Below are 17,410 nucleotides of genomic sequence, written 5' to 3'. Positions count from 1 at the left end.
CCTCGCCCCTCACGTGCCGCCGCCTGCCGCCCGTTCGGTGGCCGCTCGGAGGCAGCTCAGTAGGAGTAGATCGACGTCGCCTTGATCCGCCTGTAGGCGCCCCACGTCGTGCACAGAGTGGTGCTGGACTTGTTGTACTGGGTGCCGTGTGCCGCGATCCGCCAGCCCGGGTACGCGATGAAGCCGCCGCCCTTCTTGTACAGGCCGCCGTTGCCGCCCATCGTGTAGCCCTCCAGCAGGTAGTGGTATCCCGCTGCGGACCGCAGGTACACGCACCCGTCGGCGTGCTGGTAGGTGCCGTAGAACGTCCCCGTCCGGGATGCGGCCGCCGCCGGCGTGGCCGCTGCCGGCACCGCGGCGCCGACCGCGAGGCCCAGTGCGCACGCGGCCAGGGCAACCTTCTTCGTCTTTGCCATGCTTCCTGCTTTCTTCGGTGCTCGGAGCCGATCAGTGCTCCGTCGTTCCGATGGATGGAGTCCGGCTTGAAACTCTTCCCGGTCTCCGCGGGAATGTCCTTGGCGCTCAGCGCCCTGATGTTGGCTCATGACGCCCTGTCGCCCCGCACACGGACAGAGGCGTGATCCGGCGGCCGGAGATGCGTCCAGCCGGCACGGGGCGCAGATGCCGCGCTCGGACCACGCGGCGGTGGACCGGGGGCGCGGCGTGGTCGTCCATGGGCCGGCCGCAGGGCGGGCGTGCGGGCGGAGCCCGGTCGCCGGCGGCGGCGCGCGGGGTGTGTTCGCTCTGCCAGAGCGGGACCGAGCCCGTACCGCGACGAAAAGAGGGGCGCCCCTCTTCGCGGGGGCGCCCCTCAGAGCTCGGCGGCGGCGCCGATCAGCAGGCGTCGATGTAGCGGATGCCCTTCCAGTTGCCGTGGGGGTCGCCGTAGGGGGCGCCCGGAGTCGTGTAAACGAGCTTCTTGTGGGCGTCGTACATCCTGGCTTTGGTGCCTTTCGACTGGTTGTTGTACCAGGAACCGCCGGTCCTGGCCGAGATCGGCTGCAAATAGCAGTCCGTGAACTTGAAGACGAGGTTCGAGTAGTTCGCACCCGCGTAACCGCAGAAGTAGTACTTCGGGCAGCTGGCCGGCGCCGCCGTGATGCGGGCGCCCGAACCCTGCTGCCCGGCGGCCGAGGTGGTGGCCTGAGCCGTGCCGGCGGCCATGCTCATGGCGAGCAGGGCGCCCGCCACGAGGGCGGTGCGCCGGGTCCGTGTGCGGCTGATTGTGTGCCCCATCGGTTTCTCCCCTTGCAGAGGTTCATCCGGTGCGCTCCTGATGTGTCACCGGGCTCACCAATTCTCGGTGCGTGCACCACGCACCGCGTTAGCGAGAAGTGCCAGATCGTTAGCGCGGAGCGCCAGGAACAGGAGATCTCCGGAGGAGGGCGTGAGGGAGATTAAGTTCGCGCGGTCTTGTACGCGACTGGGTCCTGCAGGGCTTGTTGCCGATAGTCGACAGGTGCAACACCGTAGGCAGAGCGGAAGGCGCGAGTGAAATCAGCAGGGCGGAGATAGCCCCAGCGGGCGGCGATGGCCCTGATGGGCACGTGACGTTGCGCCGGATCGCCCAGGTCGCGGCGGCAGCCTTCCAGACGCTGCTCGCGTATCGAAGCGCGGACGCTCGCGCCGTGCGCTTGGAAGAGCCGGTGCAGTGAGCGGACGGAGAGATGATGGGCCGCCGCTATGTCGTCCACGCTGAGCGTGGGGTCGCCGAGATGATGCCGGATGAACGAGGTGACGCGGGTGTACAGGGCTCGTTGCCGGCTGTCGGCCGGAACCTCGTCTTCGCGCTCCAGATGGTGGGCGAGAACGGCAGCGGCCAGGTCGAGACCGATCGTGCCGAGCCGAGGCATGTCCGCGGGTGTGTAGTGCGTGTGGTCGTCCGTCACACGGACCAAGTAGTCGACAAGCAACTGGCCGATCCCTCTGTCGCCGGGCAGCCGGCGGGCGACCAGTCGGTCGGCATGCCGAGCACTCAGCGGTAGCAGGGCGAACGGGAACTGCATGAGCAGTGCTGTGCCGATGGCGTACGACTCGAATGGCCGGGAACTGCCGAAGAGAACCAGCTCCCCCGGCCGGACGAGAGTACTGTGCCCGTTCTGCTCGATGAAATGAGGGCCGGAGCGCGGAGCAACGACATGTAAACACTCCGGGTCGGAAACGCGGATCAACTTCGGCGTCCGCGATGTGGTTATCGGAGAGTAAGCCATCGACGAAACCTGCACCGGCCCCAACGACATCTCGTCGAACCAGCCGCAGAACACGTCGCTGTCCACAGCACGGAACGATTTCGGCATCAGCGACCGCTGGGTCACCTCTGTCCAGGCGTCCAGTGCCTCTTGCCCGGTGAAGTTCTCGCTGTCGAAAACCCGTTCCATGGTCCCTCCCTCCGGGTTCGATAACCGATGTGCACCGGCTTACCAGTCGACGTCTCGCATCGGCAGGGCGCAATCAGGCAACGTCCTGAATCACCCCTTCTTCTGACTTCCGGACAGGCTGCGGACAAGGGCTGCAACGAGAACCCGGCGGGCACGCTGAACTCCATGGCCCCTGGGGACTACGCCTACGTCGTCTACCTGGCCGACGCCCCCTCGGATCGTTGGTCGGCCTGGCGGCGTGGACCGAGACAAGGCCGATACCGGCACCCGCAGTCCCGGAAGCGTCGGCGTCCTGGCCCGGTCGATTGATCCGGTCCCCCCGGTAGGGAGCATGCGGGTGTCCTGATGTGCTCTGCCGAGATCCCATACGCGTGGTGATCAAACCGCCGGGGGGCGACCGGTAGGCTGCGGTGGTGCGCACGGTCGAACTCCTCTTGGACGAGGCGGCGGATCTAGTGGTCCGAGAGGCCTGGCGGCGGCTTGCGGACGTGGGGCTGCCCAGTCAGGCGCGACACCGCTCACCGACCAACAGCCCGCACCTCACCCTGGCCGCCTGCCCGGAGTTGACCGCCCCGATTCGCTGGGAGCTCGCCGAGGTTGCCGCCGCGTTGCCGCTGCCGGTGCGGTTCACCGGTGTGGTTCGTTTCGAGCGGCCGACGTCGGTGCTGGCCTGGGCGCTGGACCTCGACTCCGCGCTGGCCGACTTGCACCGCCGGGTGTGGGAGGCGGTGGTCTCGGACAGCCCACCCGAGACCCTGAACCCGTTCCACGAACCCGGGCGCTGGAGTCCACACGTCACCCTCGGCCGTACCCGGCGGGCTGGTGCCTTCGCCGGCCGGCGGGTTCCCGAACTGCTGCCGGCGCCGCCGCTGGCGGTCCGGCTCATCACGCTGCGCAGTTACGACACCGAGACGGGCGCCTTGGAGGTGCTGGAGCCTCGCCCCTGAGAGGCGCCCCCGCCGCAGACCGGTCAGCGCGCCCCGAAGTGGCAGCCCGCGCGGCCTGGTTGGTGGGTGGACGCGCGAGGACCGGTTCTCCGTCCGGGCGCCGCCGGACCGCCGCCGGGTTCCGCTTGCTGCGTCACATGAGGCGGTAACCGCTCTCCAGGAGGATCTCGGCGATCACCCAGGGGCCCCGTGGACCGCCGGCCCGAACAGCCCCGGCAGCCCGGAGTCGGCGCTGCCACGCGCCGGCTTCGCCCAGTCCCCCCACAACTCGCAATCTACGTCGGCGACGTGTTGATCGGCTACGGAGCCTTTGCGACGCGACGCACTCGGCATCTGCCCGATGTGACGCGGCCAGCGGGAACCGCATATTGCCGGGAGTTTCTGTTCACCCGCCCTTCAGGCCATGTACCTTTCAACCAATCAACACGTGTAGAACCCTCAACCAGGTTCTACGCGCGCAGACTTGGCCCCCGCACCGCCTCTCCCCACCCTCATGGAGGTTCGCCGGATGCTCGGATCCAGGAGATCCCCCCGCAGACTCACCACCGCCCTCGCCGGATTCGGGCTGCTCCTCACCGGAGCCGCCGTCCAGGTCGGCAGCGGCACCGCCGCCCACGCGGCGACCACACACCGCGTCCTGTTCGACAACGCCCATGCCGAGACGGCCGGCAACGCCGACTGGATCATCTCCACCAGCCAGCCCGACCCGCTCGGCCAGGACTCCTCCCCGTCCGCCGAGACCGACTGGACCGGCGCCCTGTCCTCCTGGGGCGTGGCGCTGCAGAAGACCGGTGGCTACAGCCTGAAAACGCTGCCGTCGGGCTCCAGCCTCAGCTACGGCGGCTCGTCCTCGACCGACCTGTCGAACTTCGACACGCTGGTCCTGCCGGAGCCCAACACGCTGTTCACGAGTGCCGAGAAGACGGCGATCATGAACTTCGTGAAGAACGGCGGCGGTCTGTTCATGATCTCCGACCACACCGGATCCGACCGCAACAACGACGGAGCCGACGCGGTCAAGATCCTCAACGATCTGATGACGAACAACAGCGTCGACTCCACCGACCCGTTCGGCTTCTCGATCGACTCGCTGAACATCACCTCCGGCTACCCGGCCGCGATCAGCGACGGCACCGACCCGGTACTGCACGGCTCCTTCGGCGCCGTCACCAAGAGCCTGATCGCGAACGGCACCACGGCCACCCTCAAGCCGTCGGACAATTCCAGCGTCAAGGGCCTCGTGTACCGCTCGGGCTACTCCGGCAACACCGGCGCCTTCTTCCTCACGAGCACCTTCGGCAGCGGCCGGATCGCCTTCTGGGGCGACAGCTCGCCGATCGACGACGGCACCGGCCAGTCCGGCAACACCCTGTACGACGGCTGGAACGACTCCGGCGCCACCAACGCACCCCTCGCCCTCAACGCCACCGCATGGCTGGCCGGCACGGGTACCGGCAGCGGCGGGGGAGGCGGCGGCACCGGCACCTGCACGGCCGCCCAGCTCCTGGGCAACAACGGCTTCGAGTCCGGCAACTCCACCTGGAGCGCCACGAGCGGTGTCGTCACCAGCTCCAGCGCCGAGTCGCCCCGCTCTGGCTCGTACTACGCCTGGCTCGACGGCAACGGCACCGCCACGACCGACACCCTCTCCCAGTCGGTGACCATCCCGTCCGGCTGCTCCGCGAGGCTCAGCTTCTTCCTGCACGTCGACACGGCCGAGACCTCGACCAGCACGGCTTACGACACGCTCAAGGTGCAGGTCCTGAACGGTTCGGGCACGGTCCTCGGCACCCTGGCGTCGTACTCGAACCTCAACGCCGCCTCCGGCTACACCCAGCGCAGCTTCGACCTCAGCGGCTACGCCGGGCAGACCGTCACCCTGAAGTTCACCGGCACCGAGGGCTCGAAGTACCAGACGTCGTTCGTCGTGGACGACACCGCGCTCGACGTGAGCTGAACCGGCCGGGGGCGGTCCGGGCGGGCCGCCCCCCTTCCGTCACGGCGCGGGAACAGTCCACTCCGGAGTGTTCCGGCAGGAGACGCGCCCCCGGGGCGCCATCCTGCGCAGGTCGTGCGGCCCGGGAGGTGGCCGGTCGGCGTGACCGACCCACCCGGCCGCGGGCTCACCTCGTTGTCCGACCAGCGCACCGGCGGCACCGGCTCGCCCCGGGAGGCGACGAGGTGCACGCCGGGCGGGGCACACGGTCAGGACAGGTGCATCGCCCGGCTGCGGGACGGAGGACGCCTCCCACCACAGGGAGGCGTCGTACACATCCCGCAGCCGGGCGTCTCAGCGCGGTCCCGGGTCGGGCTCGGCCACCGCGTCCGCGGCCGGTGCGCCCGGGGCGAGGTCAGGTCGCTGCCTGATGCGGCGCCTGACGCTGCGCGCCGCGGCCAGCGTGAGTGCTGCCGCCAGGCTCGCCACGTATTCGGCGGCAGCTGCGCCGAGGATGTTCACCGGCCGGCCGCCGGCAGAGGAGCGGACGGGCTTGCCGCAGCACGGTGGCACAGTCCTCACCGTTTGAGCTTGCGGCGCACCCGGACGCCGAACGTGTCCGGATCGTCGGCGCCGCTCCGTGCCGCGGCCTGGGCCCATGTCATGCGCTGCGTACTGTAGGCCATGGCCACGGCTCTCTCCGCGGGTGCCAGATCCGTGAGCACGGCAAGAACGCGGGAATCTTCCACCTCGCCGTGCAACGGGCCGTCCTCCGGGCGCCGGTCATCGGTGACCACATCCCTCAGTGACACTCCCGACGCGACAGGGTCCTCCAGCAGCCGAACCGTGCGGCCGCCGGTTTTTCGCTCCCACAGCGGCTGCAGGCAGCGATGTGACGCCGCGGGCGGCGGGCGACATCGTGTTCCCGTTGGGTATGGCGGTGGAGCAGCTCCATGATCTCGGCATCTCCGCTCAGGTGCCGGCCAAGAGCCTCGACCCAGTCACCCAGCAGAGCCATCTCTACGGCCGCGCGCCACGCCTGCGGCCGGCCGAGATGGAGCCAGGCCCGAGAAAACTCGTCCACGGCTGCCGTGTCACCCTCGATGCAGGCGTTACGTGCCACCAGCGCGGCCATGACTGCCTCACGGGTCGTGAATGCCTCTGCTCCGCCGAGCTGTCGGGCGAGTGTGTGCAACACGGCGGCGACGAAGTTCACGGGGTTTTTCCGGGGTCGGACATGGCCGGCGTCCGGCAGGGGTACTCACCGCCCAAAGGAAACCCGGACATCAGTGAAGGAACGTGCGGAATCCTGCCATGACTGTTGCCGAGGAGAACCGCCCGAAGACGGATGCCACCGACGATGTGCTCATGGAGTCGGCGCAGGACTGGGGCCCGGAATCCTCGGACGGCCGTCGTGACACCGGGTCGTCGGGCCGCACGCTGCGTGAGGCGATGGACGAGGCCGGGGTCGACAGGGACGACTTCGAAGACAGGTAGGGGGCGCCTTCGAAGACCATTGACGAGGAGCCGAAGACCACTGACGAGGAGTCGATGACGACTGACGCGAGGAGCCGAAGACTGCTGAGGCGGAGAGTCGAAGACCGGTAACACAAGGAGGTTTCCCATGGCACATACCAGCGTTCCGGAAGTGCTGGACGCCATCAAGGACGTCGACTTCCCGGCAGGCAAGGACGAACTGGTCGCGGCCGCCCGTTCGGCGGGTGCCTCGGAAGAGGTCGTGAAGGCGCTGCGGGGCATCCCGCCCGAAGAGTACGGCAGCCGCGAGGAGGTGGCCCGGTCGGTCCGCGTGGACCCGGATTCGGATCTGGACCACAACGCCACGCAGCGCGCCGAGCAGGCCCGCGACGGCGGCAAGCCCGGGCTCTCCCAGCACCTGCGGGAAGAGCCCAGGACGCCGATTCAAGAGGAACTCGATCGCTGATCTCCTGGACTGGCTGTGACTGAGCCCCACGGCGGTACCCCCGCCTCCCCGGACGAACGTGACACGCTGCGCAGGCTGCTGGCCGCCGAACGTGTCGGCACGGTCGGACAGATCGCCGCACTGAGCCGTGAATACGAGGGGATCGTCGAGGCCAACGCGCTGGTGGCGGTCGACGACGAGCACGACCCGGAGGGGTCGAGCACCGCTTTCGAGCGGGCCCACGTCGCCTCCCTGCTGGCGCAGGCCCGCCACCACCTGGACGAACTGGATCAGGCGCTGGAACGGCTGGAGGCGGGCGCATACGGACGGTGTGCGGTGTGCGGCGAGCCGATACCGTGGGAGCGCCTCGAAGTACGCCCGGCGACGACCACCTGCGTCCACTGCGCGGCGGCCGCCCGCGGCTGACCGCGAGTCCAGGTCGCCTCCGCCGCGATCATCTCCGCGCTGGTCACGCTCGACGACACGGGCCACCGGCCGGCCTTCGATGAGAACGCTCGACTTCGCGCCGACGCAACGGTGACCGAGCATCCCACCGCGGAGTCGAGCAGTCTCAGCGCCGAGGCGACTTCACCGGGCTTTCGTCGTGGCCGGTGGGGGGTCAGCGTAGTCCGGAGAAGAGGTCCTGTTCGGGTACGGCCGCGCCAGTGGCGTCCTGGACCCGTACGAAGGTCTCCATGCCCATCAACTCGCCGAACCTCTCCTTGCCCATCTTGAGGAAGAAGATGTTCTCACCTTGGCTGGCGTGTGCGGCGAGCGCGTCGAATTTCTGGTCGGCGAACGCGGTGCCGTCGACCCAGGTGGTGATCTCGTCGTCGGGGAGGCCGATCTCGGCCATGGCGGCGGCCTCGGCGGGGTCCGGTTCGGGCATGTCGGGATGGAACTCGCGCATGATCTCGCCGAACCGCTGCATGGCCGAGCGGGGCATCGTCGTCCAGTACACCTTCGGTGTCAGGTCGGTCATCTTCAGTGCGGCCATCGTGATGCGGTGGGCCTGGATGTGGTCGGGGTGGCCGTAGAAGCCGTTCTCGTCGTAGGTGACGACGACGTCGGGCCGGTAGTGCCGCATGAGGTCCGCGAGGCGGGCTGCGCCTTCCTCGACGGGGGTCTGCCAGAAGGATCCGGGCGTGTTGTTGCTCGGCCAGCCCATCATCCCGGAGTCGGCGTAGTTCAGTGTCTCCAGATCGCTGATCTTCAGGATGTCACAGCTGGCCTGGAGTTCCTGACGGCGCATCAGGGCGACGGCGGCCGGGTCATGCCCGGGATCGCCCGGTTTCGCACCTCCCGGTCCGTCACCACAAGCGCCGTCGGTACACGTCACGAGAACGGTGCGGATGCCTTCCGCCGCGTACCGGGCGAGGACTCCTCCGGTTCCGGTGGCCTCGTCGTCGGGGTGGGCGTGCACTGCCATGAGTGTCAAGGGCCGGTCGGTCATGAAGCAATCCTCCTGCAGGAACAAGTCTTGGTCCGGGTGCGCGGCGCGCGTACCGCGATCCCTGGGGCCGGTTCGGCCGGGCGACGACCTCGTGGTCTGCCTGCTCCCCGCCCGCGCGCCGCCGGTCCCTCGGTCGATGCAACAGCGCCGGGCGGACCGGCTGTTCCCGGCACGCACAAAACACTTGGACACCGCCGGGCGAGGCGGTCTCCTCGCCGGCCGCCCAGGCGGAGTGGTCGAGCCGTCGCCGCAGGCCTTGCCCAGCCGGCCCCTGGAGGTCCTCGACACGAAAAGGCGCAGCCCGCCCATCCTGTCGTCGGGGGACGGCGGAGGCGCCCATGCATGGCAGGACCGCAAGGCACCTGGGAGCGGCGCATCCCGGTCGGGGAGCCACTCCACGACGCGGGTGTCGTGCCCGTGAGAGCTTTCCGGCGGTTCGCCAGTGGGCCGGACGCCCCGGACGTAAGCAGGTTGTCCGCCCTCTCAACCGACCCCGGCGCAACCGGCACGACCAGGATGGCCACCTTCCCCTCACCGGGCCGCATCCGTGGCGCCCGGCGCAGGGCCTCCACCCGAGCGGGCATCGAGACGCGTACGCCGGGTCTCGCCCCGGCCGATCGTGGCGCCTCCTCACCGGAGGCTGCATGCGCCCTGACCACCCCGATAGCATGTTCGAACCAACGGGGTTCGCCCCTCCACTCCAACCAGGAACCATGTCATGAAGCACGAAAAGTGGCCCGGTTGCCCCACATGACAAATCGGCCAGTCAGTTGATACCTAGAGCATCGCGGAAGTTTTCGCGAACCAACGGAAGAACGATGCCCGAGGCCTGGCGTGAGCCACGCGCGAAACTGTGGGCCGCGGCTGGAGTGGCGACACTCGGCTTCCTCATCGTGCTGGAGATCGTCGCGCGTCGCTCCGCCGGCATACCGGGGCCGTTGACCGAACAGGCGAAAGAGACGGTATACGCCCCCAAGCCGGGGCCGCCGTACGCCGGTCTGGCCTTGATGATGGTGGTGCTCACCTGGCGGCAACGGTTCATCGCGGCTGGTTTCGCGATCGGCATCGACGTCGTCTTCGTACTGGTGCGATGGGCGATGCACGCCCAGGTGACCGACGGCCGTTTCTTCGGTAACGGCGCGTTGTGGGTGATGCTGGGCTATGCGGTCATCGCCGTCACGCGCCGCAGCGGCCGGGAACGCGTTCTGCTGCTGAAGGGCGTCGGGCTGGGCCTGCTGCTGGTGACCGGCCGCAAGACGGGCGACATCTGGCTGCTCATCACCTCGAAGACCCGCCCGGCCGTGCTCGACCAATACGTGGCAACCGCCGATCACGCGCTGGGCAGCCCCTCGTGGCTGGTGGGCCGGATCGTGGAGGCCACCGACCCGGTCGGCACTCATGTCCTCGGTCTGGTCTACGCCCAGCTGGCGGTCGCCGCGGTCGTCGTGGCGCTGTACCAGCTGCGCAACGTGGGGGCGGAAGGCCGCTTCCCGTCCCATCATCTGGTGCGCACCTTTTTGGTGATCGGGCTCCTGGGGCCGGGCATCTACATGCTCTTCCCGGTGGTCGGGCCGGTCTTCGCCTACGGCCCGGGAGCGTCCGGCACCGGCGGCGTGCAGTGGGCGGTTGCCAACCTGTGGCCGCACACACCGCCGCACATCGGTGCCCCGCACCCGATGCCCTACGACGAGATCACCCCCCGCAACTGCATGCCCAGCCTGCACACGGCATGGGCCACCGCGATCTTCATCCATACTCGCAAGGGTCCACGGATCCTGCGGTACGCCGGCACGTTCTGGCTGATCGCCACGCTCGGCGCGACACTGGGCTTCGGCTACCACTACGGCGCGGACCTCATCGCCGGCGTGGTGTTCTCGCTCACGATCGAGGCGGCTCTGCGGTCGCTCGACCGCGGCTGGGATCGCTCAGGGATCCAGTTCGTCGCTTACGGGGCAACGGTCTTCGCCGCACTCTTGGCCTCCTATCGCTATCTGCCGATGGAGATGGCCGCACACCCCTGGGTGTGCGGACCACTGCTCCTCCTGGCGATGGCCTCGGTCATCCACGGTTACGTACGGATCACCGGACTCTGGGAACCCAAGGCAGCACCGGCGCGACGATCGGAAGCGCAGCCCGAACTGGTCTGAGAAGTCCCAGCACGTGTCACCGGGGCGGCCCACCGCCTGCGCACCGAGAGAATGCGGATGATGCGCCTGTTACCGGATCCCGCCTCCCCGTGCATGAGGTGCTGCCCGATGACGGGCGGGTCGTGACCGAACTCTCCGGCGAGCCGTACCTGCGGGACGTACAGCGTGGACTGCTGCCCCACCTCAGTGCCTCGGGCGTCCTTCTGCTCGTCCTGCCGGTGGATCGCGTCTCGGCCGTCTTGCGCTGCCGGCGACGGCGATGGAAGCCGCCTTCTACGGCATCGGCGTCCTGGTGGCCGACGGCGAGAGCGTGGACCTGCTGCCGGAACCCCGGCCGTACACTCCGCGCCGCCATACCCCCGCGGCGTGGTGCTTCACCGAGGAGTTCCACCACCGCATCGGCTGGTCACGGCTCACCGCGATCCGAGCCCGCCCCCCGGCGTGCCGTGGAGGGGGCCTGCGGGCCGACGGGGGCCTGCGCCCACCGCGGCAACTGCGGGGGCCGGACGGCACAGTCCGATTCCGGTGACGACGGCGGCGTCCCGTGCCCGTGCGCCGCCTTACCAGGCACCTGCACGAGCCAGTGAGTCGATCACGACTACTCCCCTCGGGCCAGGTGGTGCGTTATTCGGCCACGTAGGTGCGACGGCACCAGCGGTAGACGGGCAACTGCTGCCCTTCATGGACGGAGAACAGCCCCGAAAACTCGAAGTGTTCGTAGGCGTTGCCGCACAGGAGCTTCACTTTGGGCTCGGACTCCAAGGACGCGACTTCCCATACGGCAGGGATCTCTGCCCAGTCGGGGCCTCCGGAAAGAATCACCCGACAGGAATTCGGCACTTCCTGCTTCAGCGTCCCTTGACTGCGGCGGGCTGGCCGCCCTTCGCTTTTCCGCTTCCGTTCTTCAGGTCCTGCAGTGCGCGGTGTCCGGTCATCACCGGTGTGCGGGGAAGCAGGCCGCTCAGAAGCGAGCAGAAGGGGGAAAAACGAGGGAAGGAAGCATCGGGATGCCATGAGGAAGAATCGGCTCAGAGAATGGAAGAAGGCAGAAACCGGCATGACGACCTGCCAGACGTGAGGTGTGTGATGGCTCTTCGCCGCAAAGGGGCCGGCGAAAACAGCCGGGCAACGCGGTCACAGAGAAAGGCGCAGGACAGATGGCGGACGCCGGCTCCACCGCTGTCATCGGTCCCGGCGTCTGGACACGGCACCGGATGCCTCCGCGGAACGGGGAATCTGCGTGCTGCCGGCCCGGGCAGGGCACTCGCGGCACTGACGGCGAGTGCCCTGCCCTCCTGCCGCGCGCCGGGCCGGGGGAGGGGGCCCGACGGGCGGCTGGTCCCGGCTCACTCCGGGACGGGCGGGGCAAGCGGGCGTTGTCGCGGAAGCCACCTGCCCGTGTACCGGTCAGGTCGCGTTGGCCAGCGCCTGGGTGATCGCCGAGGCAGTCGCCTGCTCGGCGCCCAGAGCCGCGCTCGCCGCTCCGAGCAGGTTGTACACGAGGGCGGTGGCGTTGGTCGCGTTGGCCGTGAGGACATTGGCCCCCACCACCTGTGGCTGCCCCTGGCAGTCACCGATCGCGGCCGCGAGGTAGGTCGCGGTGGCCACGTCGTGGCTGCGGGCGCCGGCGGGATCGCTGGCCTGGTCGGCCGCGATGGCGGCGTTGTTCGACGTCTGGGCGGCCTGCAGGTCGCTGACACAGGCTGAGGCGGCCGCGGCGGCGGGGGCCGCCATGGCCAAAGGAGCGATGCCCACCACAGCGCCCCCCGCCATGGTGGCGGTGACGGCGGCGGCGGCGAGACGAGAACGGAACATGTTGGCACTCCCTTGAAGGAGATGGCTGGTTCACTCATTGGCTGCGACGCCGGTGAGAGCGGTCGCCGTCGATGCCGGGGAGTGGCTGCATAGGGAGAGAACTCGACCTGATCGCCGCATAGACCGCGTGTCGGGAGTGACGACCGGAACGGGTAGCAGTCACGTCCCCGGAAAGGAATGGGCAACCCGCCGGTTCGTAATCCAGTAATCGGACACAGATGCCTGGCACCTCAAGAGGCCGGCGCACGCATCACCCGAAGGGAGTAAGACATTCGGCTTCTATCGCATCAAATCGGTCGGAAATGTAGACTGCCCCACCCGCTGCCGCCGTTGCCGCGGGCGGAGGCGGAACCCAACTTTGCGTTGCGGCCGACTTCCCGGAAGAAGTGCAGGGCGGGCAGGCCGCGCCGGTAAGCATGCGCGGCCGGCTGACGGTGCGTGGCGGTGTGTCGGGGACGCGCCGGCCAAGCGGCGCCTGCATGCCGGACAGGCACCGCTTCCGACGGTGTACCTGCGGCTGCGCAGCAGTGGACGCGCCGGCGCAACGAGCCGAAGAGGGCCGAACTCGGCGCCGGCCCTCATGTCGTGATCGGTGGCGTGGGTGAGCCCGGGCCGTCCGGCCTGATCGACGCCGTGGCCGGAAAGTGCCGCATCGGGCGGCGCCGCTATATGACACACATTGCGGGTGCGAAAAAATTTCCCGAGTGTAGTCGGACGTAAATCCGTGGAAGCCACACGGGTGCACGTACTACGAAAGCGAGAACATTAATCCGTCTGGGCATCATGCGCTTCATGGGTGAACCAATGGTTTCATCACATCAGATTAGGCCATCCGGGTGCTCACCTTCGGGCAAGTGTTGCCGCCATATGCCAATTGGGTGGACGATGATTGCATCCAATGGTGGGCCCCATCCTCTCCAGCGGAGTGGTCGGCCGCCTTCAACGCGCCGGCTTCGTGCCGGCCGCTGCACGGCGGCCTGCCACAATGGGCACCGCGCGAGAGGTATTGGATCCGTCAGCCGACGCCGGCCAGCGTCGGCTGACGTGTAACTTCCGCACCCGTGAGACGAAACGGGCCGCCGAGACAGGAAATCCTGAACGTTGTCTCCCCTGCACGTTCAGTGGGTGTTTCCACTCTTTCGTAGCAGATACGGCAGACCCGAGGGGAACGGCGCTACGCCTTCGATGCCGGGCGCACGATGTGGAACTCCGAAGACGTGTTCCCAGCGGCCGGCCCGTCCACGCCTTGCCGGCGCTGGAAGGAACATCAGGCTGTTCTCGAAGCACATGCACGTTCCTCTTGACCTGGCGAGCGGTGGGTGCCCCCACACAACCACGGCGCCGGCGGCCTCAGGTTCTGTGCACCTCTCGCCGCGGCCTGCATTCTCACAGGATCAGGAGCCACAAGACATGTCGACCACACGTGCGTGCTCGCGAGTCGTTCTCTCCCCTCCGGACATCGAGCGATGGCCCCACTCACCGGCGGTCCGGGCGATGGCCCCCGCCTGGTGCCGATCGCCTGTCCTCACCCTCCATCTCCCCGCACTCGACCGCGCCGTCCCCATCTGCCGGTATCTGACCCGCTCCTGGCTTGAGCAGCAGCATTTGACGGACCAAGACGTCCGTCATACGGCCCTGCTCGTCACCACGGAACTTGCGACGAACGCCATCGTCCACACCGACGGCACCGATATCTCCGTCGGCCTGACAAAGCACCGGACCCACCTGCGGATCCGGGTACGCGACCAAGGACGGGTCTCCACACGGAAGCACTGGCACAACGCCTCAGGTTTCGGCCGCGGTCTCGGAATCGTCGCCGGCTGCACCCGAGCGCTCGGCACACAGGTGGCCGACGACGGATCCCGCACGATCTGGGCCACCGTCTCCCTCACCCAAAGTGCACGACGGTGCCAGACGGAAAGGCCCGTACGTACCACACCCGCTGCCGCTCCGGCTGACGGCACTTCGTGGGCTATCGCGGAAGTGGGTCGGGGATCCAGTGCCATCCCCCGGCGTGACCCCTGTCGGTGAAGTGACTCGTAGCCCCATCGCAGGTACCCCCGCCAACACCCCACGCCGCTCTCTCCGTCAGATGCGCGGTTCGCTCCACAGAGCGAGCGCAGGCGCGCTCAACGCCGAACGCAGGCCCCGACCGTCCCCCTTGGCGCCCATGGCACGGGCAAAGCCCTGGTCCCCGCATCATGATGGCCTTCCTCGACGGGGGTGGGCTCGCCAGCCGGTACGAGCCCGCGCTGCCGGCCGGCTTGTCGTGTCGCCCAGGAGATGCCGTCGGCCGGCCTGTCGTGTCGCCCGGGACAAGCGGGCGGCGTGCGCCGGTGGTAGGCAGGCGCCCGCCGGGGCGCGTTCCATCAGCGGATTGCCGTGGTTGGAGCCTTGTCAGAAACACCTGCCTGTGGGCTACTTGAAGCAGCGAACCGGTGGGCCGCCCATCCCAAGACCGGGGATCACATAAAGGGCGGTGCTTGCCGGTTTTTGCTTTATGCCCTCACGACGGCACTCCGTTGGCAAGAGGCAGGGCGCCTCCGCCCTTCCGTGCGGGCCTGCGCCAAGTCGGCCCGGCTTCCCCGGTTTTCGCTGCTTCGTCTGTCCCATTTTCTGTCAGCGAGGAGTCTTGCCATGACCATTTCACCGAACCAGGGATCCACCGGCGGCGGCACGCTGGTGACGATCACCGGTACCAACCTGTCCGGCACCACCGCCGTCACCTTCGGCACCAAGCCGGCCACTAACGTCACCAACGTCTCTCCGACCCAGGTAACGGCCGTGTCGCCGTCGGGCACAGGCACCGTAGGCGTGACGGTGAAGACCCCGGGCGGCACCAGCAACCCGGTTCCCTTCTTCTACGTCGGAGCCCCCTTCAAGAGCTCGCTCGGGCAGTCCTCGGGCCCCCTGGCCGGCGGCAACACGGTCACGATCAACGGCACGGGGCTGGCGACGGCCACCAGCGTGTCCTTCGGTACCCACAGCGCCACACCGACGGTCGTCTCCGACAACCAGCTCACCGTCGCTGTGCCGACCGGTACTGCGGCGGGCCCCGTCGGAGTTCAGGTGACCACTGCGGGCGGGACGAACAACGGCCTGTCCTACACCTACATCGACGTTCCCACCGTGACCACTGTCGCGCCGACCTCCGGTCCGACGTCCGGTGGTACAGGTGTGACCATCACCGGCACCAACCTCGACAGCACCGAGTCGGTCACCTTCGGCGGCACCGTGGCACCGTTCTCCGTGATCAACTCCACCACGCTCTCGGCGGTGACCCCACCCGGAACCGCCGGCGCGGTCGACGTGGTGGTGACCAACCCGGCCGGATCCGACACCGCCGCCGCCGCGTTCACCTACGTCGCGGCTCCCGGAATCTGACCCTCACCCAGGCTGCCGCCCCGATCGTCAGCGGGCGGCAGCCTGCCCCGCGCGGTCATCGCCTGGCCGTCCGCGGGCAATCACCTCCATGCGGCCACCGCCTGGCCGTCCGCGCGGTCAACCACCTCCACGCGGTCACCGCCTCGGGGGCGGTGGTCCTCGACCCTTCCCCGTCCGACCACCATGCCTCCGGTGGGCGAACGGCCGCCATCGGCCCGTACCCCCGGAAGCGGCCACCTCCCAGCCCGCCACCGGCATCCGCCTCGCCCAGGCTTCGCCCCGGCCGCCCTAGGAGCATCCCCATGCCGCCCACGATCAGTGCCATCGCCCCGCCACAAGGGCCCACCACCGGAGGCACCACCATCACCCTCACCGGCACCGGGATGACGGGGTCCACCGCCGTACGGTTCGGCAGCACCAACGCCACCTCCTTCGTCGTCAACTCGGCCACCCAGATCACGGCGGTCAGCCCGGCCCACGCCGTAGGGGCGGTAGCGGTGACCGTCACCAATCCGACCGGCGACAGCAACTCGGTGACCTTCACATACGTCGCAGCCCAGGTGCCGGTGGTCACGGGTGTGGCGCCCACCAGCGGTCCAACATCGGGCGGCACCACTGTCACCCTTACGGGAACCGGATTCACCGGAGCCACGGCGGTCACCTTCGCCGGAGTCCCGGCAACATCGTTCACGCTCAACTCAGCCACCCAGATCACCGCCGTAACGCCGGCCGGAGCCGTCGGCGCCGCTGTGGTGACCGTCACCACACCGGGGGGCAGCAGTGCCCCGAACGCCTTCTTCTTCTACGCCGCGCCACCCGTCCTCAACAGCGCCGCCCCCACCCAGGGCCCGGCGGCCGGTGGCACGGTGGTCACACTGACCGGGAGCAATCTGCTCAACGCCGGCGCCGTCGCCTTCGGCTCCACCAACGCCATCTCTTTCACCGTGGTGTCGGCGACGCAGATCCAGGCCACCGCCCCACCGGGAACGGGCAGTCCACCGATCACCGTGACCACCCCCGGCGGCACCAGCAACCCCGTCGTCTTCAGCTACGTCGCCGCACCCACCCTGACGGCACTGGTCCCCAGCAGCGGCCCCACGTCCCCAGGCACCGTAGCCACCCTCAGCGGCACCAACCTGGCCACCACCGCAACCGTCACCATCGGCACCACAGCCGTGCCGTTCACCGTCGTGTCGAACACACAGATCACGGCAACCGTCCCCGCAGGACCTCCAGGTCCGGTCACCGTGACCGTCACCACCGCCGGCGGTACCAGCCCCGGTCTGACCTACACACGGGTTGCCGCGCCCGGCATCTGACACACGACGACGGGAAGGAGCCACCACACATGCCCCGCAGCCCCCGCACCACCCCCCGTTCGGCTACGCCTACGACAACCGATTCAGGCCGCTGACCCAACCGGGTAGCT

General features: G+C 68.7%; 18 protein-coding genes. 10 read left to right on the top strand and 8 right to left on the bottom strand.

The features are described from left to right. Nucleotides 1-56: 56 nt before the first annotated feature. The 3 genes from ABVB68_RS24320 to ABVB68_RS24310 all read right to left on the bottom strand — a co-directional run bounded on the left by ABVB68_RS24320 (nucleotide 57) and on the right by ABVB68_RS24310 (nucleotide 2,378). Nucleotides 57-416, bottom strand: coding sequence for a hypothetical protein (locus ABVB68_RS24320; protein ID WP_353603231.1), 360 nt, complete (start codon nucleotides 414-416; stop codon nucleotides 57-59). Between the two features lie 418 nt (nucleotides 417-834). After that, complete coding sequence (locus ABVB68_RS24315; protein ID WP_353603230.1) at nucleotides 835-1,236, bottom strand: hypothetical protein; 402 nt, start codon at nucleotides 1,234-1,236, stop codon at nucleotides 835-837. 161 nt (nucleotides 1,237-1,397) lie between these two features. Then, a complete protein-coding gene (locus ABVB68_RS24310; RefSeq protein ID WP_353603229.1) occupies nucleotides 1,398-2,378 on the bottom strand; it encodes an AraC-like ligand-binding domain-containing protein in 981 nt (326 codons plus the stop codon). Nucleotides 2,379-2,791: 413 nt separating this feature from the next. On the opposite strand from ABVB68_RS24310, the gene ABVB68_RS24305 reads away from it, so the two are divergent. Together ABVB68_RS24305 and ABVB68_RS24300 are read left to right on the top strand one after the other, a co-directional pair. Beyond that, on the top strand, nucleotides 2,792-3,325 hold the full coding sequence (locus ABVB68_RS24305) for a 2'-5' RNA ligase family protein (RefSeq protein WP_353603228.1): 534 nt from the start codon (nucleotides 2,792-2,794) through the stop codon (nucleotides 3,323-3,325). A 508-nt stretch (nucleotides 3,326-3,833) separates the two neighbouring features. Further along, on the top strand, nucleotides 3,834-5,282 hold the full coding sequence (locus ABVB68_RS24300) for a hydrolase (RefSeq protein WP_353603227.1): 1,449 nt from the start codon (nucleotides 3,834-3,836) through the stop codon (nucleotides 5,280-5,282). Between the two features lie 333 nt (nucleotides 5,283-5,615). Here the strand turns inward: ABVB68_RS24300 and ABVB68_RS24295 are convergent, their stop codons facing one another. Both ABVB68_RS24295 and ABVB68_RS24290 read right to left on the bottom strand, forming a co-directional pair. Then, on the bottom strand, nucleotides 5,616-5,843 hold the full coding sequence (locus ABVB68_RS24295) for a hypothetical protein (protein ID WP_353603226.1): 228 nt from the start codon (nucleotides 5,841-5,843) through the stop codon (nucleotides 5,616-5,618). 220 nt (nucleotides 5,844-6,063) lie between these two features. Beyond that, complete coding sequence (locus ABVB68_RS24290; protein WP_353603225.1) at nucleotides 6,064-6,477, bottom strand: hypothetical protein; 414 nt, start codon at nucleotides 6,475-6,477, stop codon at nucleotides 6,064-6,066. 98 nt (nucleotides 6,478-6,575) lie between these two features. Here ABVB68_RS24290 and ABVB68_RS24285 point away from each other — a divergent pair, with 98 nt between their 5' ends. The 3 genes from ABVB68_RS24285 (at nucleotide 6,576) to ABVB68_RS24275 (ending at nucleotide 7,608) form a co-directional block, all read left to right on the top strand. Continuing rightward, nucleotides 6,576-6,758, top strand: coding sequence for a hypothetical protein (locus tag ABVB68_RS24285; RefSeq protein ID WP_353603224.1), 183 nt, complete (start codon nucleotides 6,576-6,578; stop codon nucleotides 6,756-6,758). A 127-nt stretch (nucleotides 6,759-6,885) separates the two neighbouring features. After that, nucleotides 6,886-7,203: a DUF2795 domain-containing protein gene (locus ABVB68_RS24280; protein WP_353603223.1), complete on the top strand. Its 318-nt coding sequence runs from the start codon at nucleotides 6,886-6,888 to the stop codon at nucleotides 7,201-7,203. A 15-nt stretch (nucleotides 7,204-7,218) separates the two neighbouring features. Beyond that, nucleotides 7,219-7,608 carry a TraR/DksA family transcriptional regulator gene (locus ABVB68_RS24275; RefSeq protein WP_353603222.1) on the top strand — a complete coding sequence of 130 codons (390 nt, stop codon included), beginning with the start codon at nucleotides 7,219-7,221 and terminating at the stop codon, nucleotides 7,606-7,608. Nucleotides 7,609-7,801: 193 nt separating this feature from the next. Here the strand turns inward: ABVB68_RS24275 and ABVB68_RS24270 are convergent, their stop codons facing one another. Further along, complete coding sequence (locus ABVB68_RS24270) at nucleotides 7,802-8,635, bottom strand: PIG-L family deacetylase (RefSeq protein ID WP_353603221.1); 834 nt, start codon at nucleotides 8,633-8,635, stop codon at nucleotides 7,802-7,804. An 818-nt stretch (nucleotides 8,636-9,453) separates the two neighbouring features. On the opposite strand from ABVB68_RS24270, the gene ABVB68_RS24265 reads away from it, so the two are divergent. After that, nucleotides 9,454-10,782, top strand: a complete 1,329-nt coding sequence (locus ABVB68_RS24265) for a phosphatase PAP2 family protein (protein ID WP_353603220.1) — start codon at nucleotides 9,454-9,456, stop codon at nucleotides 10,780-10,782. Nucleotides 10,783-11,041: 259 nt separating this feature from the next. Then, nucleotides 11,042-11,311: a hypothetical protein gene (locus tag ABVB68_RS24260; protein WP_353603219.1), complete on the top strand. Its 270-nt coding sequence runs from the start codon at nucleotides 11,042-11,044 to the stop codon at nucleotides 11,309-11,311. A gap of 95 nt (nucleotides 11,312-11,406) precedes the next feature. Here ABVB68_RS24260 and ABVB68_RS24255 read toward each other — a convergent pair whose 3' ends face one another. Both ABVB68_RS24255 and ABVB68_RS24250 read right to left on the bottom strand, forming a co-directional pair. After that, entirely contained in the window at nucleotides 11,407-11,796 is a 390-nt protein-coding gene (locus ABVB68_RS24255) for a DUF5988 family protein (RefSeq protein ID WP_353603277.1), read from the bottom strand. Nucleotides 11,797-12,189: 393 nt separating this feature from the next. Beyond that, nucleotides 12,190-12,597, bottom strand: coding sequence for a hypothetical protein (locus ABVB68_RS24250; RefSeq protein ID WP_353603218.1), 408 nt, complete (start codon nucleotides 12,595-12,597; stop codon nucleotides 12,190-12,192). Between the two features lie 1,185 nt (nucleotides 12,598-13,782). Here ABVB68_RS24250 and ABVB68_RS24245 point away from each other — a divergent pair. The 3 genes from ABVB68_RS24245 (at nucleotide 13,783) to ABVB68_RS24235 (ending at nucleotide 17,300) form a co-directional block, all read left to right on the top strand. Then, nucleotides 13,783-14,628 (top strand): ATP-binding protein, encoded by an 846-nt coding sequence (locus ABVB68_RS24245; protein ID WP_353603276.1) that lies wholly within the window; start codon nucleotides 13,783-13,785, stop codon nucleotides 14,626-14,628. A 606-nt stretch (nucleotides 14,629-15,234) separates the two neighbouring features. After that, nucleotides 15,235-15,981 carry an IPT/TIG domain-containing protein gene (locus ABVB68_RS24240; protein ID WP_353603217.1) on the top strand — a complete coding sequence of 249 codons (747 nt, stop codon included), beginning with the start codon at nucleotides 15,235-15,237 and terminating at the stop codon, nucleotides 15,979-15,981. A 302-nt stretch (nucleotides 15,982-16,283) separates the two neighbouring features. Next, entirely contained in the window at nucleotides 16,284-17,300 is a 1,017-nt protein-coding gene (locus ABVB68_RS24235; RefSeq protein ID WP_353603216.1) for an IPT/TIG domain-containing protein, read from the top strand. The last annotated feature ends 110 nt before the right edge of the window (nucleotides 17,301-17,410 follow it).

The organism is Streptomyces sp. NPDC096012, assembly GCF_040426375.1.
GTDB lineage: Bacteria > Actinomycetota > Actinomycetes > Streptomycetales > Streptomycetaceae > Streptomyces.
This window is presented reverse-complemented; position numbering and strand designations above follow the sequence as displayed.